The sequence below is a fragment of the Nonomuraea sp. NPDC048901 genome, from assembly GCF_040649695.1.
Lineage (GTDB): Bacteria > Actinomycetota > Actinomycetes > Streptosporangiales > Streptosporangiaceae > Nonomuraea.
Genome location: NZ_JBEZFW010000003.1, coordinates 341,151 through 359,204, shown reverse-complemented (window position 1 = coordinate 359,204; position 18,054 = coordinate 341,151). Strand labels below are relative to the sequence as shown.

Here is an 18,054-nt window from a genome sequence, read left to right as displayed (position 1 = left end):
GCCTCAATCCACGATCTCTAGCTTCACGTACGGCGGAGGCGGCTGCACGTTCGTCAGATCGGCCTCCAGCACCACGTGGGCGCCGTTCCGCTCCACCTCCCTGAAACCCGCGAACGCGTAGGTGACCTGCATCATCCGGTTACGTCCCGTCTCCACGAAGTCGGCCCGCACCGAGACGCCGGCCTCCTTCGCCAGTCGCATGACGTGGTTGAGCATGACCATTCCGACCCCGCGCGACATCACCCGGCACGACATCAGCATCATGCAGAGCCGCCAGACCGACTCCTCCTTCTCCACCAGCGCGAGCCCGATCTTGCCGTAGCTGCCGAACCGGTCGGTCAGCGAGGCCACCAGCAGCAGGTGGTCCGGCGACTCGCGCAGCTCGTCGAGCTCCTCGTAGGAGTAGGTACGCCCGGTCGAGTTGAGCTGGTTGGTGCGTACCGTCAGCTCCTCGGCCCGCTGAAGGTCCTCCCGGCGGGCCGGCGCGATGGTGAACGCCATCTTCAGCCCGGCCAGGAACTCCTCGTTGGTGCCGACGAACTCGCTCTCCAGCTCGTCCCTGGCGATCTGCCCCTGGTACATGCCGCGCCGCTGCGCCGACTCGTCGGTGACGAAGCGAGGGGTGAACTCCGGTCGTACCAGCGCCTCGTCCACGTCGGCGACGTCGACGCAGGTCACCTCCGGCACCTCGTGCGCCACCTCGGCGCGCTCGAACTCCTGGTCGTCGACGAACGCGAACGCGTCGAGCCCGAGATTGAGCGCCTTGGAGATCTGGCGGATGGAGTCGGACTTGGCGTTCCAGTTGATCCGCGGGTAGAGGAACAGGTCGTCGAGGCCGAGCTCGCGCAGCTTGCCGAACGCCGCCTCGTGGTCGTTCTTGCTGGCCACCGAGTGCAGCACGCCCATGCGGTCCAGCCGCCTGATGTGCTCGACGACCGCCGGGCGTACCTTGACGTTCTCGTCCTCCAGCAGCACGCCGTCCCACAGCGTGTTGTCGAGGTCCCACACGACGCACTTGATGCGGCCCTGCTTGGGCTTCTCGTGGAGTACGGCCACACTCATGACGTCACCTCCCGGTCCGCCTGGCCGGCGATCGTGATCCGCTGGATCTCGTTGCTGCCCTCGATGATCTCCATGACCTTGGCGTCCCGGTAGAAGCGGGCCACGGGGTAGTCGGGGCTGCAGCCGTTGGCGCCGTGGATCTGGACCGCCTCCGACGCGTGCCTGGCGGCCGCGGTGGACGCGAAGTACTTCGCCACCCAGGTCGCCATGATCGTGGACGCCTCGCCGGCGTCCTTGAGCCGCCCCGCCTCGGCCAGCAGCAGCCGGGCTGCCCGCGCGTCGGTGACCATGTCGGACAGCTTGGCCTGGATCAGCGGCAGGTCCCGCAGCACCGAGCCGCCGACCTCGCGAGCCGAGGTGTACGTCGCCGACGCCTCCAGGCACGCCTGGATGATGCCGACCGACCCGGCCGCCACGCTGTAGCGACCGAGGTCGAGCGTGCCGGTGAGCACCATGCCCGCGGTGAACCCGCTGGGCCCGAGCAGCGCGTCGGCCTCGAGGTGTACGTCGTCGAACGTCACCTCCGCGAGCATCGACGCGCGGGTGCCCAGCATGTCGTCGATCGGGCGCACCTCGACCCCGGGGCTCTCCCTGGGCACCAGGAACGCGCCGATGCTCGACGCGGTGCGGGCGAACACCAGGTACAGGTCCGCCCGCTGGCCACCGGTGATCCACTTCTTGCCGCCGTTGAGCACCCAGCCCGTACCGGACTGGACGGCGGTCGTGGTGATGCCCGAGGTGTCGCTGCCCGCGCCGGGCTCCGACAGGCAGAACGCGCCCAGGACCGTACCCTTGGCCAGGGCCGGAGCCCACTTCTGCCGCTGCGCCGCGCTGCCCCACCGCTGCACCGCCCACGACACCATGGTGTGGACCGTGAGCAGGCTGCGGACCGACGAGCAGCCGCGGCCCACCTCCTCGTGGACCTCGCCGAGGGTGACCAGGTCCATTCCGGCGCCGCCCACCTCCTCGGGCAGGAAGGGGGCCCACAGACCCGCCTCGGCCATCCGGTCCAGCAGTTCCTCGGGGATGTAGCCGGCCTGGTCGTACGCCTCGGCGTACGGAACGATAAAGGTGTCCACGAACGCGCGGGCGCTGGCCCGGTCGGTGACCGGGAGCGTCTTTTGCGCGACCGGCGCCTGGGTGACGATCGTCACGCGGCCAGCTCCTCCGACAGGCGGCCCACCAGCTCGGCCATCGAGCCGGCGGTCCGGAAGTTGTCGATGCGCAGCTCCTCGTTCGGGATGGTGACCTCGAAGGTCTTCTCCACGAACATCACCAGCTCCATCGCGAACAGCGAGTTGACGAAGCCCAGGGAGAAGATGTCCTGGTCCCCGGTGATCTCGGCCTGCGGGTAGCGGCTGCGGACGAAGGCGAGGATCTGCGCCTCAGCGGTGTTCGACATGGCTGAGCTCCTTTTCGGTGTTTTGGTTAGTTGGCGTAGGTGAAGAAGCCGCGGCCGGACTTGCGTCCGTGCAGGCCGGCGTCGGTCATCTGCTTGAGCAGCGGGCACGGCCGGTACTTGCTGTCGGCGTAGTGCTCGTACAGCACCTCGACGCTGTAGAGGATGGTGTCGACGCCGATCAGGTCGGCGGTCTCCAGCGGCCCCATGGGGTGGCCGAAGCAGCTGCGGAACACCTCGTCGACAGACTCGGCCGTGGCCACGCCCTCGTGGACGAGGTAGGCGGCCTCGTTGACGGTGAGCATGAGCACCCGGTTGGAGATGAAGCCGCACGAGTCCTTGACGTCGACGGCCCGCTTGCCCATCGCGGCCAGCAGGTTCCTGGTCCGCTCGATGGTGTCGGGAGTGGTGTGGAAGCCAGGGATCAGCTCGACGGCCGGCTTGGCGGGCACCGGGTTCATGAAATGTACGCCGATGACCTTGTCCGGACGGCCCGTCACGGCGCCGACCTTGGTGATCGGAATGGCCGAGGTGTTGACGACGAACACGGTGTCGGGTCCGCAGGCCGCGTCGAGCGCCTCGTAGACCTCCCGCTTGACGTCCCAGTTCTCGGTCACGTTCTCGATGACGATCTCCGCCTTTGCCAGGGCGTCGGCGCCGACGGCCGTGGTGATCCTGGCGAGGATCGCGTCCGCGTCCAGGGCCGGGCCGCCCATCAGGCGGCTCATCCGGCTGTTGCGCTCGATGTTGGCGAGCGCCTGCTTGAGGATCTGCTCGTCCTTGTCGACCAGGACCACGTCGTGGCCGGTCTGGGCCAGGTTCTGGGCCACTCCTACGCCCATCACACCGGCGCCCACTACGCCGATCACTGTCATGACTCTGCTCCATTCACTGGGTTGTGTCTCACCGGCCGCGTCTGCGGGCGGCGGAGGCTTCGAGTCCCGATCGGCGCAGCTGGGCACGTACGTGGCTGCCGCCGTCGGCGCCGGTCCCGAGCACGTGGCCCGCGCCCGAGGACATGGCCTCGATGGTCTGGCCGAGGGCCGACACGGTCGGCGCCTCGTAGAGGATGTGCGGCGGCAGCTCGTCCAGCTCGAACGCCCGGCGCATCGCGGCCACGATGCTGACGCCGAGCAGCGAGTTGCCGCCGAGCTCGAAGAAGTTGTCCAGGACGCCGACCCGGTCGAGCTTGAGCGAATCGCACCAGATGCCGGCGATCTGCTCCTCGGCCGACCCCGACGGCTCCTGGAAGGGGGTGACCAACTCGGGACGGGGGTGCCGCTCACCGCTCACGCCACCCACGGCGGGCGAGGTGACCGCCTCCAGGTTGAAGCGCGAACTGCCGAGCACCACCGTCGGGAAGTCCTGCGTGGACACCACGACCCGGGGCTCACCGCTGGCCAGGGCGCGCAGCAGCGCCCGCCAGCCGTCCTCGAAGTCGATGCCGACACGGGCCCGGTTGTCGCGGAAGAACTGCTGCAACGCGCCGTCGTACCCGGCCAGGCCCTCCTCCCACGCGTTCCAGGTCCACTCGCCCCAGTCGATGGCCAGGACCCGCCTGCCGGTGTCGGCGAGCTGATGGGCGTACCCGTCGAGGAAGGCGTTGGCGGCGCAGTAGTCCACCTGCCCCGGCCCGCCGCCGGTCGCCGAGGTGATGGAGGCGAACAGCACCAGGAAGTCCAGCTCGACCTCATCGGGCCGGCCGATGCGCAGCGCCTCGGCGATGGCCAGGGTGCCGCCGATCTTCGGGGCGAGTACCTGGTCCAGCTCGTCGGACCGCTTGAACTGCATCAACCCCATGCCGGGGACGCCCGCTGCGTGGAGGACACCGTGGAGGGCACCGAACCGCTCGACCGCCGTGTCCACGGCCCGGCGGACGTCCTCGGGCTTGCTGACGTCGCCGGTGACGATCTCGACCCGGCCGCCGAGTCTCTCGATCTCGAGCACTTGGGCGATTCGCCGCCGGGTCGCCTCCTCGGCCGTCCCCACACCGTTGGGCCCCGCGCTCGCCAGGATGCGGGACCACTCCGCTCGGGGTGGCAGGCCGCGGCGGGCGAGCAGGACGAGGTTGGCGTGGCAGTCGCGGGCCAGCCGTTCGGCCAGGCCGAGGGCGATGCCGCCGAGCCCGCCCGTGATCAGGTAGACACCGCCTTCGCGGAGCGTCTCCAGGTCCGGATCGGCCGCCATGGTCTCGTAACCAGGCACCCAGCGTCGACCGTTGCGCAGCGCCACGATCCGGTCGGCCTGCGGCCTCCGCAACTCGGCCGCCAACCCACCGACCACCGAACCGCCCCTGCCGCTGGTTGCCAGGTCGATGAGGCGGGTGGCGACCTTCGGATACTCCAGGGGGATCACCAGGCAAGGACCGATCAGCGTCGCGCCGTCCGGGTTGGACACGTCGTCGCCCAGTACCTGCTGCGTGCCGGTGACGGCGACGTCCAGGGACCAGTCGTCGGTGCCGGACTCCGCCGCCGCCCTGGCCAGTGCGACGAGCGTGTGCAGGCCGTACCGGATGGTGGTGTCGCCGGTGGCGGCGTCCAGCGTCCAGAGGTGGACCACCCGCTCCAGGGGCCGACCGGCGGCGCGCAGATCGCGCAGCAGCGAGAGCGTGTCGCCCACGCTGCCCGGCCGCACCGTGTAGCCGTCGGGGGTGGCGGCGTACGCGTCGCCAGGACGTACCAGCGTGACGGTGGCGCCCGCAGTCCGCCGCAGTTCGGCGGCGACCTGGTCGGCGAGCCCGTCGCGGGTGTAGACCAGCCACGAGCCCGGCTGCTCACCCGGCGCTGGCGCGGCGGTCTGCCGCCACACGGGCAGGTACATCCACTGGTCTTCCGGCAGCCTGGGCAGGTTCGTGATCGCCTCGAACAGGTTGTCCGGGTCGAGCGCCGGCAACGCGCCGACCGGCTGCCGCCGCGCACCGGTCGCGGGCGGGTCGATCCAGTAGCGCTGACGCTGGAAGGGGTACGTCGGCAACGGAATCCGCCCCGGCAACCCGGCGCTGGACACATCAGCCGCCCCGGCGGCGAGCCCGGCATCGGACCCTGTGGTGTGCCCGGTGTTCTGGTGTCTGCCGTGGTGGGCGGCCCAGTCGAGGTCGGCGCCGAGCAGCCACAGCCGGGCCAGGCAGCCCGCGAGCACCTCGTCGTCCGGGCGGCTGTCGCTGCCGCCGGGCAGCGCGTTGAGGATGAGCGGCCACCGCTGCGGCGGGCATCCGGCGGCGCGCACCAGGGCGCCGAGCGACTGCCCCGGGCCGATCTCGACCACGGCCAGCTCCGGGTCGGCGAGCAGCGCGTCGACCCCGTCCGCGAACCGTACGGTCCCGCACATGTGCCGGGCCCAGTAGCCCGGCTCGCACACCAGGTCCGCGTCGGCGATCCCGCCGGTCACGTTCGAGATGTACGGCAGGGCGGGCGGGTTGAGCTGGACGTTCGCCTCGACCCAGGCGGTCAGCTCGTCACTCAGCCGGGCCAGCATCCTGGAGTGGAAGGCGTGGGTGGTCTGCAGCGGCCGGCACGGGATCTCGGCCCGCCGCAGGTCGGCGAGGAGCCCGTCCATCGCCTCGACCGGACCGGCGACGACCGTCACCTGTGGGCCGTTGACGGCGGCCAGGTCCAGTCCCCGCTCATCGAGCCTGAACCGGCGGCGCAGCTCGCTCGCGGGCAGCGACACGGCGGCCATCGAGCCGGGCGGCACACCGTCGATCAGCTTCGCCCGGTACGCCACCAGCGCGATGGCGTCCGGCAGCGACAGGACTCCGGCCAGGCAGGCGGCGACGTACTCGCCGAGGCTGTAGCCCAGCATGATCCGTGGCTGTACGCCCCAGGTCATCAGCGTGCGGGCCAGGGCGTACTCGACGGCGAACAGGGCCGGCTGGACGACCTCCGTACGCTCCAACACGCCGACCCGCTCGTCCCCACCCGAGCCAACGGAACCGCCCGAGCCCGTGCGGCCCAGCAGGGCGGCGAGGTCCGGTGCGCTGCCGCGGCCGCCCGCGAGCAGGTCCGCGAGGTCCACCTCGCCCAGCGGCCCGCGCAGGAGCTCCAGGCATTCGTCGAGCGCCGCGTGGAACTCCGGCTCGCGCCGGTACAGCTCGGTGACCAGCCCGGGATACTGCTCCCCCGCCCCCGCGAACAGGAACGCCACCGGACGCCCCTGAACCGTGTCGACCCGGCTCAGCACGCCAGGGTTCGCCGACCGCACACCGAGGTTCGGCGATCCCCCACTCAACACGCCGGGCGTCGGCGACTCCCCGCCCAGCACGGCGGCGGCCGACTCAACGCTGTCGACGACGGCGACGCGCCGATGCTCGAACGTCTTGCGCCCCACCTGGAGGGTGAACGCCACATCCGCCAACCGGATATCGGGCGACGCGGCCAGGTGCCGCCCGAGGCGCTCGCTCGCCTGGTCGGCCGCGGTGGCGTTGCGCGCGGACACGGGCAGCACCTGGTACCTGCGGGAGGACTCGGGCGAAACGGGCGGCGCCGGGGGCCGGACAGGCGCCTCTTCGACGACCATGTGCACGTTGGTGCCGCCCATGCCGAGCGAGTTGATGCCCGCGATGCGCGGCCGCCCGTCGCGGGTCCGCCACGGAGAGAGCTCGGCGTTGACGTAGAAGGGGCTGTTCTCGAAGTCGATCTCCGGGTTGGGGCTGGTGTAGTGCAGGCTGGCCGGGATCACCTGTTCGCGCAGCGCGAGCGAGGTCTTGATCAGGCCGCTCGCGCCCGCGGCGCGGTCCAGGTGCCCGATGTTGGTCTTCACCGAGCCGATCGGGCAGTACTGCGTCTGCTCGGTGTCGCCGAACGCCCGCGTCAGCGCCGCCAGCTCGATCGGGTCGCCGAGCTCGGTGGCGGTGCCGTGCGCCTCGATGTAGCTGATGTCCTCGCCGGTCACCCCGGCGTCGGCCATCGCGTCGGCGATCACCCTGGCCTGGCCGACCACGCTCGGCGCGGTGAAGCCGACCTTGAGCGCGCCGTCGTTGTTCATCGCCGAACCGCGGATCACGGCCCAGATGTGGTCGCCGTCGCGTACCGCGTCCGACAGCCGCTTGAGCAGCACCACCGCGGCCCCGTCACCGAACATGCTGCCCCGCGCCCGCGCGTCGAACGTCCGCACGTGACCGTCGGGCGACTCCTGCCCCCCGGGCCCGAACTTGTGCCCGACCCGATCGGGCACCCGGATCGACACGCCTCCGGCCAGCGCCAGCTCGCATTCGCCGTTGCGCAGGCTCTGCACCGCCAGGTGCGCCGCGACCAGCGAGGTCGAGCAGAACGTCTGCACCGCGACACTCGGCCCGTACAGGTCGAACAGGTAGGAGACCGTCGTGGTGAGCGCGTCCTTGTCGTTGCCCATGATGATCTCGTAGTGGCTGACCTCCTCCTCGTCGTTGAGGAGGTGCTCGCCCATGCGGAGCAGGTACGTGCTGATGTTGCTGCCGCCGAACACGCCGACCCGGCCCCTGCTCTCCGGCACCGCGTACCCGGCCTGCTCCAGCGCCTCCCAGCACACCTCGATGAACGCCCGCTGCTGCGGATCGGTGATCGCGGCCATCCGGGGGCTCAGGCCGAAGAACGCGGCGTCGAAGCCGCTGACGTCGTCGAGCACGGGGCGGGCGGGGACGTACGAGGGGTCGTGGATGAGGTCGGGGGCCACTCCGGCGGCCAGGAGCTCTTCCTCAGAGAAGAAGCTGATGGATTCGACGCCTTCGCGGAGGTTGTTCCAGAACGCACCCACGTCGGTGGCGCCCGGGAAGTGGCCGGCCATGCCGACGATGGCGATCCGCCGGTCGTCGTCCATGTCGCTGCCGGAGCCGGAGCCGATGCCGGAGCGGTCGACAGGTCCGGAGGCGCCTTCCACGGCCTTCCGGGCGACCCGCTTGGCCACCGTCGCGGTGCGGGCACTCGTCTTCCCGGTACGGCCGGCGCCGGCGCCCTTCTCGTCGAGGATTCCGGCGAGCGTGTGCACCGTCGGCGCCTCGAACAGCATCACCGTCGGCACCGCGATCCCGAACCGCTTCTTCACCAGGGCCAGCATCTGCAGCGCGACGAGCGAGTTGCCGCCGAGGTCGAAGAAGTTGTCCCTGGTCCCGACCGGCTCGATGCCGAGCACGTCCGACCACAGCTCGGCCAGCGCCCGCTCGGTCGCGGTCAATGGCGGGCTGTACGGCTGGGGCAGCTCGGGACGAGGAAACCTCGTGCCGTCCGCCCCTGGCTCCGGCCCGCTCACCGCCCGGGGCAGCCGGTCGTCGAGACCGCCAGCAGCCACCACAAGGCTCGGCCGGTCGTCGGCCACCAGCCGGTCGAACGCCGCCAGCCCCTCCTCGGTGCTCATGGCGTGCGCGGCCATGGCGGCGCCGATGCCGCCTTCCATGCCTTCGAGCGTCCGCGACCACGTGTCCCAGCTCGCGGCCACCCACCGGGTGGGCGAGGCGGCGGTGTCGTGCGCGACCGCCGTCAGCGCGGCGTTCGCCGCCGCGTAGCTACCGAACGTGATGCCGCCCAGCAGCGACGACGTCGAGGAGAACAGCAGGCAGAAACCGGGGGCCCGCTCGGCGGGGAGCTCGGCGAGCACCTCACGCAGGACCAGCGCGCCTGTCACCTTCGCGCCGAAGTGCCTCGCGACGGCTTCCTGGTCGAGGTCGCGCATCGACAGGAACGTGTCCCGGCCGGTCTCGGCCGCGGCATGAATCACCCCGTCGAGCCGCCCGCCCTCCCGCAGCACCTCGGCCAGTAGGGCGCGCATCGCGTCGGTGTCTGTCACGTCGGCCTGCGGTGTCAGTACTTCGGCCCCGAGCGCCCGCAACCGCTGGACGCCCTCGTGGCGCGGGTCACCGGCCGTGGCGGGCACGCCGCCCCGGCTGGTGAGGATCAGCCGGGCGGCTCCGGCGCGCACCAGGTGCTCGGCCACCAGCAGCCCGACGTCCCCGAGACCACCGGTCATCAGGTACGTCCCACCGGGCCGCACCCCCAGACCGGTCTGTGCCTCGCCCCGGTCGGCGGGGACGTAGTCGCGGGTGTGGCGGCGTCCGTCGCGGTAGGCCACCAGAGCGTCGGTCGCCGGATCGCGGAGCTCGGCCACCAGGTCCCGGGCCGTCGCGGCGACGTCGGCTCCCACCTCGACGTCCACGCAGCGGCAGTCGAGGTTGAGGTACTCCTGGTTGGCGACCAGCGGCAGCGTGGCGGCGGCGGCGTGGCCGGGGTTCGGCACCTCGCCGTCGACGACCGCCTGGCCGCCTCGGGTCGCCACGATGATCCTGGTGCTGTCACCGCCCTCGCTGCCCCAGGCGTCCAGCATCCGGGAGAGCGGCAGCACCACCTGGCGCCCGTCGCCACCGGAGCCGGCGTGGTCGAGCAGCCGCAGGTCGAGCAGGACCGTCGGGGTCTCGCTCGCCAGGCTCCTGGCCAGGGTGGCGTGGTCGGCCGCCGACTCGGGGTCGATCGTGTAGCCGCCGGTCATCTCGGCGAACGCGCCGCCCGGCCGTACCAGCACGATCTCGGCGCCGTCGGAGCCCAGCGACTCGACGACCGCGTCGGCGACCCCGCCGGAGTCGGCGAGCACCACCCAGCGCCCGGCCGCACTCGAGGCGATGGGAGCAGCCGGTACGTCGGCCGCGATCCAGCGCGGGACCATGAGCTGGACGTGCGGAGCCGCCTCCTCAGGAGGGGGAGCCAGAGCGGCGGCGACCGGGGCGGGCCTGGCCTGGTGGCGGGGCGGGTCGATCCAGTAGCGCTCCCGCTGGAACGGGTAGCTGGGCAGCCCCACCTTGCGTACCGGACGATCCTGCCGGTATCCGGCCCAGTCGACCGGCACGCCCGCCAGCCACAACCGCCCCAGGCCCTCTGCCAGCACGGTGCCGGCCGGGCGGGGGTCGGCGGCGGCGGGGAGCGTGGAGACCACCAGCGGCCAGCGGTCCCGGGGGCAGTCGCGGTGACCACGGGCCATCGCCCCGAGCGACTGTCCGGGGCCGATCTCCAGCAGCGCGAGTTCCCCCTGTTCGAGCAGCGTGCCGAGCACGGCGTCGAACAGCACGGGCCCGCACATGTGCCGCGCCCAGTAGCCGGGGTCGGTCGCCTCGGAGGCGGTGATGAGGGCGCCGGTGACGTTCGAGACGTACGGGATGCGCGGCTCTTCGAGCGTGATGTGGGTGGCGATCCAGCGGGTCAGCTCGTCGCGTACCGGCTCCATCATGCGCGAGTGGAACGCGTGGCTGGTGGCCAGCGGCCGGCACGGCACCGACTCGCCCGCCAGGAACTCCCTGGCCGCCTCCATCGCGGCGGGCGGGCCGGCGAGCACGGTGAGTTCAGGGCCGTTGACCGCGGCCACGTCCACGTCGGCGATGCCCGCCCGCTCCAGCCGGGTCCGCAGGTCGTCGGCGGCCAGCGGCACGGCGCTCATCGCGCCGGCCGGGAGCGCGTCGATCAGCCGCGCGCGGTAGGCGACCAGCGCCAGCGCCGAGTCCAGGGTGAGGACGCCCGCCAGGCAGGCGGCCACGTACTCGCCGAGGCTGTAGCCGGCCAGCAGTGCCGGTTCGATGCCCCAGGAGCGTACGAGCTGGGCCAGGGCGTATTCGACCGCGAACAGGGCGGGCTGCAACACCGCCGTGGGCATGGTGTCGACCGGCGCCGCCTCCCGCCCGAGCAGCCGGTCGAGCCCGGCGGCCTGGCCGGGCTGCCTGGGGAGCAGCAGCTCGGCGAGCGGGTCGACCCCACCGAGGTGGTCGCGGAGCGTGGCCCGGCACTCGTCGAGCGTCTGCCGGAAGACCGGCTCGGTCTCGTATAGCTCGGCGGCCAGGCCCGGGTACTGCTCGCCGGTGCCCGCGATGAGGAACGCGACGGGCCGGTCCGCGCGGCTGTCCGCGCGGGCCAGCGCCCCGGCGTCGCGCAGCCCGGCGACGGCCTCGTCCACGGTGGCGGCGACCAGCATCCGGCGATGCCCGAAGACCTGCCGCCCGGACTGCAGCGTGTGGGCGACGTCGGGCAGGTGAGGGGTGTCGGAGGCTCCCGCGAGATGGCCGGTCGTCGCGTCGGCCGCGGCGGACGTGAGGTGGTCGGCGAGGCGTTCGGTCATGGCGTCGGCCGCGGCGGCGGACCGCGCGGACCACACCAGCAGTTCCGGACGCGACGCCGCGGCCGAAACCGGAACGGAGGGCACCGGAACAGCGGGCGCCTCTTCCAGCACCACGTGCGCGTTGGTCCCGCCGATGCCGAACGCGCTCACCCCCGCCCGCCGGGTCCGGCCGGGCCTGCGCGGCCAGGCGATGAGCCTGGTGACCACCTCCAGCTCGGCCTCACCGGCGCTGAGCTGCGGGTTGGGCTCGGTGAGGTTGCGAGTGGGCGGGATCTCGTCGTGGCGTAGGGCGAGGGCGGTCTTGATGAGGCTGGTGACGCCGGCCGCCCGGTCGAGGTGGCCGAGGTTCGTCTTGACGGAGCCGATCAGGCACGACTCGTCGTGGAACACCTGCTGCAGCGCCGCCAGCTCGGCCGCGTCACCGAGCGCGGTGCCGGTGCCGTGCGCCTCGACGTAGTCGATGTCGGCGGGCATCAGCCCGGCACTGGCGAGCGCCTCGGCCATGACGGCGGCCTGGCCCTGTACGCCGGGAGCGGTGAAGCCCACCTTCCTACCAGCGTCGTTGTTGACGGCCCAGCCCCGGATGACGGCGTAGATCTGGTCACCGGCGGCCAGCGCGTCCTCCAGCCGACGCAGCGCCACCACGCCGACGCCGCTGCCGAGCGGGCTGCCCAGGCCGCCCGCGTCGAAGGCCCGGCACTCGCCGTCGGGCGGCGCGATGCCGCCCTGCTGGTACAGGTAGCCGACCCGGTGCGGAACGTTGACCGCGACGCCGCCCGCCAGCGCCAGGTCGCACTCGAACCCGGCCAGGCTGGAGGCCGCCGCGCAGACCGCGACGAGCGACGTGGAGCAATAGCTCTGCACCGCGTAGCTCGGGCCCGACAGACCCAGGGTGTGGGCCACGCGCAGGGTCAGCGAGTCCTTGTCGTTGGCCAGGCCGAGGGCCAGCTCGCCCATGGTGGCGGCGATGTCGTTCGGCATGAGGTTGTGCTGCAGGTACGAGCTCCAGCCGGACCCGCCGAAGACGCCGATCGCGCCGTCGAAGCGGGTGGGGTCGCACCCGGCGTCCTCCAGTGCCTCCCAGCTGTGCTCCAGGAACAACCGGTGCTGCGGGTCGAGGATCTGCGCCTCCTTCGGGCTGAACCCGAAGAAGCCCGCGTCGAACAGCTCGACGCCGTCGATCACCGCCCCGGCCTTCACGTACCCGGGATCGGCCAACAGGTCCTCGGGCACTCCGGCGGCCCGCAACTCGTCATCGGTGAACCGGGTGATGCCGGAACGGCCATCACGGATGTTCGCCCACAATCCGGCCACATCGGCGGCGCCGGGGAACCGCCCCGACATCCCGACTATCGCAATGTCATTGCCGGAGACCTCGCCGGCCAGCTCATCAGTCACGTCAACGGTCCTTATCTCGGGACTCAAGCTCAAGTCGGGCTTCATTTCCGTCCGCCCCCGGAACGGGCCCGGCGCCGTCGCTGCCCCCGAGCCGAGCTGGTGGTGAGTGCCTGCCGTGCGGAGCCGTCGTCCGACCGCTCCAGCGCGGTCGCGAACTCCGCGACCGTCGGGTGCTCGAACAGCACCGCGGGCGCGATGGCCACGCCGAGCTCCTTCTCGATGGCGAGCACCATGGCCATGCCGACCAGGGAGTTGCCTCCGAGGTCGAAGAACGGGTCGTACACGCCGACCTGCTCGATGCCCAGATAGGCGCCCCACAGGTCGGCGATCTTGGTCTCGGTCTCGGTCCTGGGCGCCACGTACTCGGTCCGCAGCAGCGGCCGCGGGAACCGCTCCCCACGAGGCGCCGACGCCGCGCCGACCAGGGCGTCGAGGTCGATCATGGACGACCAGTCGCGCAGGACGTCCCGCAACGGCTGGCGCGCGGCCAGGACGCTGTCGTGGCCGCCGGTCACGATCCGGTCGAGGAACGCGCAGCCCGCCTCCTCGGCGAACCCGTACCTCTCCCGGTAGGCGGTCACCCGCTGGGCGAGGCTGGAGGCGCCCTTGAGGGAGTCGGCCTGCCAGTCGTCGTGCTGCCACGGGCCCCAGGCGACCGACACCACCCTGGTGGACGGCGCGGTGGCGGCCAGCGCCTCGCCGTACGCGTCGAGCACGGTGTTGGCGGCGCAGTAGTCGCCCTCGCCGATGCCGCCGAACGCGGTCACGGCGGAGGAGTACAGGACCAGCAGCTCGGGCCGCTCCTCGGCAGGGGTGTCCGGGCCGACCAGCTCGGCGAGGGGTCCCATCGCCAGGACCTTGGGCGCGAGCACCGCCCCCGCCTCGGCCACGGTCCGCCGCTGCACCATCCCACCCGCCGGTACGCCGGCCGCGTGGACCACACCGGTGAGCGTGCCGAAGTGCTCCCGGCACTGGCGTAGCGCCCGCCGCAGCTCGTCGGGGACACCGGCGTCGGCGGTCAGCAACAACACCTCGGCTCCGGCTGCCTCCAGCTCGGCAACGTCTGCCAGACTCCGCGCCACCTTCCCGCCCGGCTCGGGCACGTCCGGCGCACCGGCTCCCGCCCCAGCCTCAGGCGGGCCGCCGTGTGGTGCGGCGTCCGGGCTGCCGTGCGGAGCGGCTTGGGAGCCGCCGTGCGGGGTGGCGTTCAGGGGGGTACGGCCTACGAGGGCGAGCCGCCGTACTCCGGCTCGCACCAGGTGCTTGGCCAGCCCCATGCCGAGTCCCCGGGCACCACCGGTGATCAGGTAGACGCCGTCGGCCCGCCACGGGCTCCCGATCGGCTCACCCTGGTCCGGGACCTCGCCCCAGCTCTTCACCCAGCGACGGCCGCGCCGCCAGCCGGTCAGCCGGTCGTGCGCCTCGTCGGGCTCCCTGAGCAGCTCGTGGACGAGCTGCCCGGCCGCCTGCGCGTCGTCCTCCGGGTCGAGGTCGACACCGCTCCAGGTCAGTCCGGTGTACTCGTGGTGCGCCGCCCGCCCGAGCCCGTGTGCCACGGCCCGGTACGGCGCGAGGGCGTCGCCGCCCAGGATCTCGGCGGCCCCTTGGGTCACCGTCAGCAGTCGTACCCCCTGGCGCGCGGGCAGCTCACCCAGCGCCTGTACGGCCAGCAGCAGGCTGTCGAACCCGTACCCGATGGCCGCCCGCAGCTCCGCGTCGCTGGCGTACACCGGGGTGGTGGCCGTGGCGAGCCGGCTCCACAGATGGACCACATGCACCGGCCCCGGCTCGGTGACGGCGGCGAACACCTGGGCGTAGTGCTCGGGCACAGCGGGATCGATGACGATACGGCGACCGTCCTGCCGCAGCCCGGTCCCGGCGACGACCTCGATCACCTGGGTCCCTGCTGCTGCGACCGACTCGGCGAGCGCGGCACCGACCCCCGCTGAGTCGGCGAACACCACCAACGGCCCACTGAGCCGTACAGCAGGTGCGACGCCCCCAGGACGGCCGTCGCCAGAGGCGAGGTGCACCGGGCCAGGGCGGGAGGCGAGGTGCGTCGGGGTGGGGCGGGTGGTGTCCTGCTGCCAGATCGGGGCGAAGGCGAAGTCGGCCGGTTTGGCGGGCCGGTCGGTTCGGGGGACGTCCCGGCCCTGGTCCGGCCAGAAGCGGGTGCGCTGGAACGGGTAGGCGGGCAGGTCGACGAGGCGGGCGCCGGTGGGGCGGGTGGGCTCCCAGTTCAGCGTGACGCCCAGCTCCCACAGCCGCCCGCACGCCTCCAGCAGCTCGGACCGCGCGTCCCGCCGTTCCCCGGCCGTCCACAGCGGCGGCAGGGTGCCGAGTACGGTGGCCGGCCGGTCGGACAGGTTCTGCCGGACCAGCCCACCGAGGGTCTGACCGGGGCCGAGCTCGACGAATACGTCCACTCCCTGCGAGACGCAGTGCCGTACGGCGTCGGCGAACCGGACCGGGCTGACCAGCTGATCGGCCCAGTACTGGGAGCTGGTGGCCTGCTCGGCCGTCAGCGCGACGCCGGTGAGGTTGGACACGATGGTGGTGGCCGGTGCCTGGCGCGGCACGGAGTCGAGCAGCGCGGCCAGCTTCTCGCGGGCGGGCTGGAGCAGCGACGAGTGGAACGCGTGCGCGGACCGCAGCGGCCGACAGGCGATGCCCTCGGCGGTGAGGCGCCGGGTCAGGGCCTCGATGTCCTCGGGGCGCCCGCTGAGCACGGTCATCGAAGGCCCGTTGAGCGCCGCGACGTCCACCTCGGCCTCGGCGCCGACAAGCAGTTCCCGCACGCGGTCCTCGCCTGCGGCGACGGCGACCATGCGGCCCGGCGGGGCGGCGGCGATCAGGCGGGCTCGTTCGGCCACCACGTACAGGGCGTCCTCGAGGGTGAACACGCCGCCGAGGCAGGCCGCCACGTACTCGCCGAGGCTGTAGCCGATGAGCAGGTCCGGGGTGACGCCCCAGTGGGACAGGAGCCGGGCGAGCGCGTACTCGACGGTGAAGAGGAACGGGTGCGCGATCTCGGCGTGGCTGAGCGGGTCGTCGGCCCGGTCCTGCCCAGAACCGTCACGACCCAGCAGCGCCACGAGGTCCCCGTCCGAGGGCCGCGCCCGGTCCAGGCCCGCAGGCCGAGCCGGGTCCCCGCCCGATGGCCGTGACGGGTCCACTCCCGAGGGCCGTGCCTGGTCGGCGGCGGGCTTCGCATCGTCGCTCCGGTCGTCGGCGGGGCCGAACAGGGGGCGCAGGTCCACGCCGCACCGGTCGGCGGCCAGCTCGACGCAGCGGTCTACCGCCTCGGCGTAGACGGGCTCGGTGCGGTACAGCTCCCTGCCGAGGCCGACGTACTGGTCGCCGACGCCGGGCAGCAGGAACGCGACCCGGGGACGGCCCTTCACCCGGTGCACCCCGCCCTCGGTGGCGACGCGGCCCAGCAGGCGTACGGCGTCCGGGAGGTCGGCGCAGACCAGGGCGCGCCGGTGATCATGCTCGGCGCGACCGGCCTGCAGCGTGCGAGCCACGGCGGCCAGGGCCGCTGCCGACCGGGCCGTGTCCGGCCGGGCCGCCAACGCCGCGGACAGGCGCCCGGCGTGCTCTCGCAGGGCGGCGTCACTGGCCGCCGACACGGGCAGCACCAGTGCCCGAGCAACGCCGTGCCCGGCGACGGTGGCTTCCGGCAGGTGGTTGGACGACCTCTGGGAATCGCCGGGCTCGGGGGCGGATTCCAGGATGACGTGGGCGTTCGTGCCCGACCAGCCGAACGAGCTCACCCCCGCCAGCCGCGGCCCCGGCCCCGTGAACGCCTGTGGTGTCCCGGCCATCGGCACTACCGTCCCGTCCTCCGGGATCGCCGCCGCCGGTTGCGACAGGTGCAGGTTCGGTGGGATCAGTTCGTTCTCCAGCACCAGGACCGTCTTGATCAGTCCGGCCACCCCGGCCGCCGCCTGGGTGTGGCCGATGTTGGTCTTCACCGCGCCGACCCGCAGCGGTCGAGTGCCGGGGCGCCGGCCGAAGACGTCGTGCAGGGCCGACAGCTCGATGGCGTCCCCCAGGTGGGTGCCCGAGCCGTGCGCCTCCACGTACGAGATGTCCTCGGGGGTGACCCGCGCGGCGTCCAGGGCGCGGCCGATCACGTCGGCCTGGGCGCTCCGGCTCGGGGCGGTGAGACCGTTGCTGCGGCCATCCTGGTTGACGGCCGAGCCGCGGATCACCGCGCGGATGCGCCGGCCGTTCTGGATCGCCTTGGACAGCGGCTCCAGCACCACGACGCCCCCGCCCTCGCCCATGACGTAGCCGTCGGCGCTCGCGTCGAACGTCTTGCACTTCCCGTCCGCGCACAGCATCGACGCCGCGCACGCCTGGATGAAGGTGCTCGGGTGGAACGTCATAGACGCCCCGGCAGCGATCGCGAGGTCGCATTCGCCGCGCCGCAGCGCCTCCGCCGCGAGGTGGACCGCGATCAGCGAGGACGAGCACGCCGTGTCGATGGCCATGGTGGGGCCGCACAGGTTGAGCAGGTACGCGATGCGCCCGGCCGCGACGCTCATGGACGAGCCCTGGCCCAGGTACGGGTCCGCGAGCGCCTCCGCGCCGTGCCGTTCGAGCTGGAGCCTGCCGTACTGGAGGCTGTCCATGTAGCCGACCATCACGCCGGTACGGCTGCCCGACAGGCGCGACGGCGGCGCGCCCGCGTCCTCCAGGCCCTCCCAGGCCAGTTCGAGCAGGAGGCGCTGCGTCGGGTCCATCCGCAGGGCCTCGCGCGGCGAAAGACCGAAGAACTCGGCGTCCCAGCCGGCGATGTCCGGCAGGAAGGAGCCGTATCTGGTGTACATGCCGCCGGGGGTACGCGGGTCGGGGTCGTAGTAGTCGTCGATGTCCCACCGGGAGGACGGCACCTCGGTGACCGCGCTGCCGCCGTCGCACAGCAGGTTCCAGAAACCTTCGACCGTGTCGCCGCCGCCGGGGTAGCGGCACGCCATCCCGACGATCGCGATGGGCTCGTGCTGACGATCTTCGGCCTCGGCGAGGCGGCGGCGCGTCTGGGTCAGTTCGACGGTCACGCGCTTGAGATAGTCGCGAAGTTTGTCCTCGGTCGCCATCGGACGAGCCTTTCCGGTAACGAGAGT

The 18,054-nt window shown here is 72.5% G+C and carries 6 protein-coding genes; all 6 read right to left on the bottom strand.

Annotated features, from left to right (window positions below):
- Nucleotides 1-3 precede the first annotated feature (3 nt).
- The 6 genes from AB0C30_RS11215 to AB0C30_RS11190 are packed head-to-tail and all read right to left on the bottom strand — an operon-like array spanning nucleotide 4 to nucleotide 18,027.
- Nucleotides 4-1,062 carry an HAD-IIIC family phosphatase gene (locus AB0C30_RS11215; RefSeq protein ID WP_357942099.1) on the bottom strand — a complete coding sequence of 353 codons (1,059 nt, stop codon included), beginning with the start codon at nucleotides 1,060-1,062 and terminating at the stop codon, nucleotides 4-6.
- Complete coding sequence (locus AB0C30_RS11210; protein ID WP_357942097.1) at nucleotides 1,059-2,216, bottom strand: acyl-CoA dehydrogenase family protein; 1,158 nt, start codon at nucleotides 2,214-2,216, stop codon at nucleotides 1,059-1,061. The genes AB0C30_RS11215 and AB0C30_RS11210 overlap by 4 nt, the downstream gene beginning before the upstream one ends.
- Nucleotides 2,213-2,464: an acyl carrier protein gene (locus AB0C30_RS11205; protein ID WP_357942095.1), complete on the bottom strand. Its 252-nt coding sequence runs from the start codon at nucleotides 2,462-2,464 to the stop codon at nucleotides 2,213-2,215. Before AB0C30_RS11205 ends, AB0C30_RS11210 begins: the two co-directional genes overlap by 4 nt.
- Nucleotides 2,465-2,490: 26 nt before the next feature.
- Nucleotides 2,491-3,336 carry a 3-hydroxyacyl-CoA dehydrogenase NAD-binding domain-containing protein gene (locus AB0C30_RS11200; RefSeq protein ID WP_357942093.1) on the bottom strand — a complete coding sequence of 282 codons (846 nt, stop codon included), beginning with the start codon at nucleotides 3,334-3,336 and terminating at the stop codon, nucleotides 2,491-2,493.
- A gap of 28 nt (nucleotides 3,337-3,364) precedes the next feature.
- Nucleotides 3,365-12,922: an SDR family NAD(P)-dependent oxidoreductase gene (locus AB0C30_RS11195; RefSeq protein ID WP_357942091.1), complete on the bottom strand. Its 9,558-nt coding sequence runs from the start codon at nucleotides 12,920-12,922 to the stop codon at nucleotides 3,365-3,367.
- A 41-nt stretch (nucleotides 12,923-12,963) separates the two neighbouring features.
- Nucleotides 12,964-18,027, bottom strand: coding sequence for a beta-ketoacyl synthase N-terminal-like domain-containing protein (locus AB0C30_RS11190; RefSeq protein WP_357942089.1), 5,064 nt, complete (start codon nucleotides 18,025-18,027; stop codon nucleotides 12,964-12,966).
- Nucleotides 18,028-18,054: the final 27 nt, after the last annotated feature.